At 66.9% G+C, this 7,080-nt stretch carries 7 protein-coding genes and 1 pseudogene; 3 read left to right on the top strand and 5 right to left on the bottom strand.

Going from position 1 to position 7,080, the window contains the following annotated elements; genetic code table 11:
• The 3 genes from WAX14_RS14355 to WAX14_RS14345 form a co-directional block, all read right to left on the bottom strand.
• A partial coding sequence (locus tag WAX14_RS14355) for an RNA polymerase sigma factor (RefSeq protein WP_422628725.1) occupies positions 1-938 on the bottom strand: 938 nt, incomplete at its 3' end.
• Positions 935-1,342: a YciI family protein gene (locus WAX14_RS14350; protein WP_422628724.1), complete on the bottom strand. Its 408-nt coding sequence runs from the start codon at positions 1,340-1,342 to the stop codon at positions 935-937. The genes WAX14_RS14355 and WAX14_RS14350, both read right to left, overlap by 4 nt.
• Positions 1,343-1,462: 120 nt before the next feature.
• On the bottom strand, positions 1,463-2,080 hold the full coding sequence (locus tag WAX14_RS14345; RefSeq protein ID WP_422628723.1) for a TetR/AcrR family transcriptional regulator: 618 nt from the start codon (positions 2,078-2,080) through the stop codon (positions 1,463-1,465).
• A 262-nt stretch (positions 2,081-2,342) separates the two neighbouring features.
• Between WAX14_RS14345 and WAX14_RS14340 the strand changes: the two are divergent.
• From WAX14_RS14340 to WAX14_RS14330, 3 genes and pseudogenes are all read left to right on the top strand, one after another.
• Positions 2,343-3,280 (top strand): annotated as a pseudogene (locus tag WAX14_RS14340) (metal-dependent hydrolase).
• Positions 3,280-4,434 carry a hypothetical protein gene (locus tag WAX14_RS14335; protein WP_422628722.1) on the top strand — a complete coding sequence of 385 codons (1,155 nt, stop codon included), beginning with the start codon at positions 3,280-3,282 and terminating at the stop codon, positions 4,432-4,434. The pseudogene WAX14_RS14340 and the gene WAX14_RS14335 overlap by 1 nt, the downstream one beginning before the upstream one ends.
• Positions 4,435-4,489: 55 nt before the next feature.
• Positions 4,490-4,792 carry a protease inhibitor I42 family protein gene (locus WAX14_RS14330; protein WP_422628721.1) on the top strand — a complete coding sequence of 101 codons (303 nt, stop codon included), beginning with the start codon at positions 4,490-4,492 and terminating at the stop codon, positions 4,790-4,792.
• 11 nt (positions 4,793-4,803) lie between these two features.
• Here the strand turns inward: WAX14_RS14330 and WAX14_RS14325 are convergent, their stop codons facing one another.
• Together WAX14_RS14325 and polA are read right to left on the bottom strand one after the other, a co-directional pair.
• On the bottom strand, positions 4,804-5,457 hold the full coding sequence (locus WAX14_RS14325; RefSeq protein ID WP_422628726.1) for a superoxide dismutase family protein: 654 nt from the start codon (positions 5,455-5,457) through the stop codon (positions 4,804-4,806).
• Positions 5,458-5,556: 99 nt separating this feature from the next.
• The coding region (polA, locus tag WAX14_RS14320) for a DNA polymerase I (protein ID WP_422628720.1) at positions 5,557-7,080 on the bottom strand (1,524 nt) is incomplete at its 5' end.

The following is a 7,080-nucleotide window of genomic DNA, read 5'->3' as shown; positions in this document are numbered from 1 at the left end:
CCGTCGGCCTCGCCGACCGCGACGGCCCGGTTGAGCCGCACGACGGGGCTGCCGGTGAGCCGCAGCAGTTCGTCGTACCATTCGACGATCTGCACCCAATCGGTCTCGGCGGCACTGCGAGCGTCCGCGTGCAGTGCGGCGATCGCCGCCTGCGCCTGGTATTCGCCGAGGCGGTCCCGGGCCAGCGCGGCCTGCAGGATCGCGACGCCCTCCGCGATCATCGTCTCGTCCCAGCGCGATCGGTCCTGCTCGGCGAGCGGGACCAGGCGCCCTCCCGGGCCGGTGCGCGACGAGCGGCGCGCGTGGTGCAGCAGCATCAGCGCGAGCAGGCCCGCGACCTCGGGCTCATCGGTCAGTTCCGAGACCTGGCGGATCAGCCGGATCGCTTCAGCGGCCAGATCGACGTCGCCGCTGTAGCCCTCGTTGAACACGAGATAAAGCACCCGCAGCACGGTCCCGGCATTGCCGGGACGATCGAGCGGCAGACCCGCGAGCTTCCGTTTGGCGCGGCTGATCCGTTGCGCCATAGTCGCTTCGGGGACAAGGTACGCCGAGGCGATCTGGCGGGTCGTCAGACCACCGACCGCGCGCAGCGTCAACGCCACCGCCGACGACGGCGGCAGAATCGGGTGCGCGCACAGGAAATACAGGCGCAGGGTGTCGTCGACGGCGGGCACCGGACCGGCGGGCGGTTCGGTCTCGACCACGGCTTCCCTGCCCCGCCGCGACGCCTCGGCACGGGCCGCATCGAGGAACTTGCGCCAGGCGACCGCGACGAGCCAGCCCGTCGGGTCGCGTGGCGGGTCGTCCGGCCATGTGTCCAGCGCCCGGATCAACGCGTCCTGCACGGCGTCCTCGGCCGACGCGAAGTCCGCTCCGCGCCGGACGAGGATGCCGATCACCGCGGGCACCAGGGCCCGCAGCAGGGTCTCGTTCACTCCGTGACGGTGGGCGGTTCGGTGAGGAACGGACGCAGTTCGAGCCATTCGTGGATCGGTTCGCCTCCGACGCCGGGTGCGGCCGACAGTTCCCCGGCGAGTTCGAGTGCGCGGTCGTACGATTCGACGTCGATGACCATCCAGCCGGCGATGAGGTCTTTCGTCTCGGCGAACGGACCGTCCGTCACCGGCGGGCGGCCGGCACCGTCGGAGCGCACGAACGTGCCGTCCGGTGCGAGCGCCTGGGCGTCGACGAATTCGCCGGTTTCCCGCAGTCTGGCCGCGAAGTCGTTCATGTACCCGATGTGCGCGTCGACCTCCTCCGGTGTCCACCGGTCCATCGGGACGAAGTCGCCGACGGGGGTCGGTCCGCCTCGGTAGTGCTTGAGCAGCAGATACTTCATGGTGTTCCTCCTCGTTCCCCGGCCGTGGTAGCCGTTCGTATCCCGGGGACGGAGCCGGCACGGGATTTTCGACACCCACCATCCTGCCGGGGTCCGCCGATCACCGACCGGGAACGCCCGTCAGGATTCGGCGGGGCGCGGCTGAGCGAGGATCGCCGAGCCCACCCAGCGGTGCAGATAGCGGCGCATGTCGTCGTCGCTGCGCGGCGGGTGGCCCGGCGAAACGAAGAAGGACTGCATGGTGCGCAACAGATATTCGACGAGGTCGTGCAGCGATGCCTCGTCGTATCCGTAACTCTCCCAGTCGACGTCGAAGCGCCGGATCATCGTCATCCCGAACAGTTGCGCTTCGTCGGAGGTGATCCGGTCGAGGTCGGCGTTCGAGTACGAGTTGGACAGCAGGATTCCCAGGTGCGGGGTGCGCCGAACCTCGGCGAGCGTGTAGAGCACGCCTTCGGTCATCGCGTCGGCCGGGTCGTCGAGTCCGCGGACCCGGTCGGTGAGCCGGTCCAGGAAGCCGGCGACCGACGCGACCGCGACGGCCTGCATCAGGGCGTCGGCGCTGGGAAAGTAGCGGTAGACGGTCTGGCGGATGACGCCGAGCGCGTCGGCGACCTCGGCGATGCTGATGGCCGCGCCGGTGCGTCCGATCAGGTCGACGGCGACGGCGACGATCCGCTCGGTCGCGTCCTCGTCGTTACCCGGGGGATGCCCACCCCATCCACGCCTACCTGCCACTGATTGCTTCCTCGGTCGGACGAGCTGCTTCCTCGGTCGGACGTGTCCGTGGGATCGACCGTGCTCCGGTGAGCGCCGACCGTGTTCCGCGGACGGGGGTCGACGGTAGCACGGGGCGCCCGATGCGTCCGTTCGCGAATCCCGGACATTTGATCATACACATTGTCGATCGTGTGTATGATCCGCTGCACGGCGGCTCCTCCTATCCGAGCGAGCCTGCACCACAGCCCAATTCCGCCCCGCGAAAGACGAGGTACCACAGGTGACCGATCTTCACGTCCGTAAGATGCGCTTCGGGTTCGAACACCACGACGTGCCGTTCCTGTGGAACGCGCAGAACCCGGCGTTCTCGAGCATGGCCAACGCCATCTCGTTCCTCGCGGTCGGCTTCGAAAAGATGATCGTGCAGATGATCACCGAGGCGAAACCGCTGATCACCGACCCCGAGATCGCCGCCGAGGCCGATGCGTTCATGCGCCAGGAAGGGCAGCATTCGACGGCGCACCGCCAGCATGTGAAGGCACTGATCGACCGGTACCCCGGCCTGCAGGAAACCTTCGACGACGTCATCGGGGCATACGACAAGCTCACCGCCGAAACATCGCTGCACTATCGCCTGTGGCCTACACCGCCGACCTCGAAGCCACCTTCACCCCCGTGTTCAAGCTGATGCTCGACCACGATTCGACACTCTTCGCCCCCGGCGACGACCGGGTCGCATCCCTGTTCATCTGGCATTTCGTCGAAGAAGTCGAGCATCGCAGCTCCGCACTGATCATCTTCGACTCCATCGTCGGGAGCGACCTGTACCGCATGCGCATGGCACCGTCGGTGTTCCGACACGTGCTGAAGGTCATCGAGATCGCCAGCGAGGGTTTCAACAAGCATGTTCCGGTCGAGGACCGGAACATCGACGCGATGGCGATGTTCGCGTGGTACCGCCGCCGGCAAACCTTCCGTAAGCTGATCCCGACGTTGACCGCGGTCGACAACGGCCCGATGACCCGGGCGTTCGATCACTTGCCGCTCGGTGAACAACTCGTCGCGCTCGGCGGTGTCGTCCGCAGCCAAATGCCGCGGCACAATCCCGAGCACGAGAAGCTACCCGCGCTGGCCGACCGGTGGTTCAAACGCTTCGAATCCGGCTACGACGTCACCCAGTGGTACACCGCCGACGCACAAGCACAGGGGACCAACTGATGTCGGACCTCTGCTCGCCCACCTTCGACGACTTGGCCGGTCGGCTCGGGTTTTCGTGCGAGGACGCCGGCGGGCTCGTCGAGTTCCGCAACCCGCTGGCCTTGGAGAACTGGACACTTCCGGTCCTCGAGGTCACGATCATCGTCGGCGCGGTCCTCGCCCTGATCGTCGCGATCGTTCGACTACGCCGCCAGGGCGATCCGACGAATCTGGTGCTGTGGTTCGGAGCGACCGCCTATCTGTTCGTCATCGAACCACCGCTGTACTTCCCGGCCGCGTTCGGCATCGAGGAACACGTGGACACGATGTTCGCGCACAACGTGTTCACGGTGGACTTCCTGTGGGGCCGGTTGCCGCTGTACATTGTCGCGATCTACCCGCTGATGGCGACACTCGCCTTCGAGATCGTCCGAATGCTCGGGGTGTTCACGCGCTACGGGATGCTGATCGGCGCCGTGTGCGTCGGCTTCGTCCATCACGCCTTCTACGAGATCTTCGATCATCTCGGCCCCCAGTTGCGATGGTGGGAATGGTCGCTCGACAATCCGATCAACCAGCCGTTCTTCGATGCGGTCCCCATTCCCAGCGTCGTGGTGTTCGCCGCGTTGTGGCCGATGTCGCTGGCGTTGTGTGTGCAGTTCTTCGTCGGCCGTCACGTCGACGCGGGCAGGCACTTCACCGGTGTGGAACTGGCGTGGCGCACCGTGGTGATCGGCCTGCTCGCCTCGGTCGGCACGTTCGTGCTGCCCCTACCCGCCACCGTGCTCGGTATGGGCAGCGACACCGTGCGCGGCGCCATCTACGTGGCGGAACTCGTTGTCGTCGCGGTCGTCGCGGTCGGCGCACTGACCCGGCGATGGTGGGATCTGCGCGCCGCCGACGCACCGGCCGACCGGCACACCAACCGGTTCGTACAGGTCTACAGCCTCGTGTACCTGGGCGTGATGGCGCTGCTGTGGATCACCGCGCTGCCCGCCGCACTCGGGGCGACCGACGGGGCCACCGGCAACGGCGATCCCGTCGGCAATCTCTGGTACACGCTGGCCTGTTTCGTCGTCGCAATCACCTGCGTAACCGCGACGTTCACGGTGGATCCCCGCGTCGGCACCGGCCCGAAAGATGCGGACCGCCCGGCGGCACAATCGACCGCCTGATTCCCACCTCCACAACATGGGTGATGCCGGTCACGTTCGCAACTACAATGACTTCATGAAGCATGTCGTCACCTCGGAGGCTCGCGACGTGACCGTCGCCGCGGGCGACATCGTCGAGTTGCACCTGATGGAACGGTCCTCGTCCGGGTCCACGTGGTTCACCGATCGCATCGGTGACGGTCTGGTCTGGACCAATCTGCGGTACCTGCCCTCGAACAACCCGCTGCCCGGCGGCGGCGCCGAACGAATCATGACGCTCCGCGCGAAGAAGGTCGGTTCGTGGCCGGTGTCGCTACGGCTGCGGCCGGGTAGGCACGCGACCCTGAACGAGTACGAACTACTCGTCAAGGTCACCTAGCGGTAGCAGCATCAGAAGTCCTCGTCGATGCACGCCAACCGGTCCCCCGCGGTGCCCGCCACGCCCGGTCCGGTCATGGTGTGCTGCGAGTGGATCACCACGGAGTTCGCCTGGTCGTCGCGGAACTCCCAGTCGACGGTGCTCGATGCTCGCGCATCGCCGTTGGCGTCGGTGGTGATGTCCAGCCACACCTCGTTCGACGGATTCGCGTAGGCGGGGTCCGTGGACGGCGACTCCGGTGTCGCCGCCGGGTCGGGATCGTTCTGGTAGTGCGGTCCCGAATCGGACGGATCCGGCCCACACGGCCGCGTGTGCACGTGGGCACCGAAATCTCGATCGGGAGCGAGGCCGGTGACGGACAGGGTGACGGTGGTGCGGCCGTCGTCATCGTCGGATTCGACATCGACGGTGGAACCGACCGGCACCGCCGCTTCGTCGTAGGTGAATGCGTCGATATCGGTGGTGCCGGGCAGTCCGAACGCATCCCCGCTCATGCCGGGTGCCGGGGTCGGCAGGGTCGTGGTGTCCGCCGGTGTCATCGTTGCCGGTGTCATCGTTGCCGGCGGCGTTTCGACGGTGGTGCCGGTGTCGTCGCTGCACCCCGCTGCGAACAGCGCCACCACGCATCCGCCGGATACGACAGCCATCGTGGTTCGTGAGTTCATGCCGGTTCGTAGTGTCATGCCGAGATGTGTACCCACTGCGTGCCCGGTCCGAACCCGGCGCCGGCCGGCACTCGCCCGGCCGGCGCCACGGCGAACGGGTCAGTGCGCGGCAGCATCCCAGGAACGGCCGTAGCCGACCGACACGTCGAGCGGAACCGACAGTTCGATCGCCGAATCCATCTTCTCGCGCACCAAGGCCTCGACCTGTGCACGTTCGTCCTCGGTCACCTCGAGCACGAGTTCGTCGTGGACCTGCAGCAGCATCCGCGACCGCAGCCCCGCGTCGCGCAGCGCCTTCTGCACGTCGATCATCGCGACCTTGATGATGTCGGCGGCGGTGCCCTGGATCGGGGCGTTGAGCGCGGCACGCTCGGCGACCTCACGACGTTGCCGGTTGTCGCTGGTCAGGTCCGGCAGGTAGCGACGGCGACCGTACAGCGTCGAGGTGTAGCCGACCTTCCGGGCATCCTCGACGACGCGATGCAGGTAGTCGCGCACCCCACCGAACCGGGTGAAGTACGCGTCCATCTGCTCCTTCGCCTCGTCTGTCGTGATCTTGAGTTGCTGCGCGAGCCCGTATGCGCTGAGCCCGTAGGCCAGGCCGTACGACATGGCCTTGACGCGGCGGCGCAGTTCGGGGGTGACCTCCTCGATCGGCACCCCGAACGCGCGGGACCCGACGAAACTGTGCAGGTCCTCACCGGTGTTGAACGCTTCGATCAGCCCTTCGTCGCCGGACAGGTGCGCCATGATCCGCATTTCGATCTGGCTGTAGTCCGCGGTCAGCAGCACATCGAAGTCGGGGCCGACGACGAAGCCGTCGCGGATGTGCCGTCCGGCGTCGGTGCGGACCGGGATGTTCTGCAGATTCGGCTCGGTCGAGGACAACCGGCCGGTCGCGGCGACGGTCTGGTTGAACGTGGTGTGGATGCGGCCGTCGTCGGCGATCGACTTGATGAGCCCGTCCACGGTGGTCTTCATCCTGGTGGATTCGCGGTGCGCGAGCAGATGTTCGAGGAACGGATGCCCGGTCGTGTCGAACAGATTTTGCAGAGCGTCGGCATCGGTGGTGTAGCCGGTCTTCGTCTTCTTCGTCTTCGGCATGTCGAGTTCGTCGAACAGCACCACCTGCAACTGTTTCGGCGAGCCGAGGTTGATCTGCTTGCCGATCACCTCGTACGCGGCGTTCGCTGCGGCGGCGACGTCCGCCGCGAACCCGGACTGCAGATCGTGCAGATGCTCGGCGTTCACGGCGATGCCCGCCGCCTCGAGGTCGGCGAGCACGTCGAGCAGCGGCAGTTCCATGTCGGCGAGCAGCGCGGTCGATTCGATGTCGTGCAGTTCACCGTCCAGGGCCTCGGCGAGGTCGACGACGGCCCGCGCCCGCAGGATCGCGTTCTCGGCGGCCTTCGCATCGGCGGCATCGTCGGCATCGAGCAGCGACAACTGTTGCTCACCGCTCTCCTCGACACGCAGTTCCCGCTTGAGGTAGCGCAGCGACAGATCGTCGAGATTGAAACTGCGCTGGCCGGGGCGCACCAGGTAGGCCGCGAGCGCCGTGTCACTGGTGACGCCGGCGAGCGTCCAGCCGCGGCCACGCAGCGCGTGCGTCGCCGCTTTGGC

Origin of the sequence: Rhodococcus sp. (in: high G+C Gram-positive bacteria), assembly GCF_049299235.1 — a bacterium.
In the GTDB taxonomy this organism is placed as follows: Bacteria; Actinomycetota; Actinomycetes; order Mycobacteriales; family Mycobacteriaceae; genus Rhodococcus.
Note: the sequence above shows the minus strand (reverse complement) of the source record. Positions and strands in the feature narration are given on the sequence as shown.

Coding starts and splice junctions, on each gene's coding strand:
- WAX14_RS14350 (WP_422628724.1), bottom strand. CDS start 1,342: ATGAAGTATCTGCTGCTCAAGCACTACCGAGGCGGACCGACCCCCGTC.
- WAX14_RS14335 (WP_422628722.1), top strand. CDS start 3,280: ATGTCGGACCTCTGCTCGCCCACCTTCGACGACTTGGCCGGTCGGCTC.
- WAX14_RS14330 (WP_422628721.1), top strand. CDS start 4,490: ATGAAGCATGTCGTCACCTCGGAGGCTCGCGACGTGACCGTCGCCGCG.
- WAX14_RS14325 (WP_422628726.1), bottom strand. CDS start 5,457: ATGAACTCACGAACCACGATGGCTGTCGTATCCGGCGGATGCGTGGTG.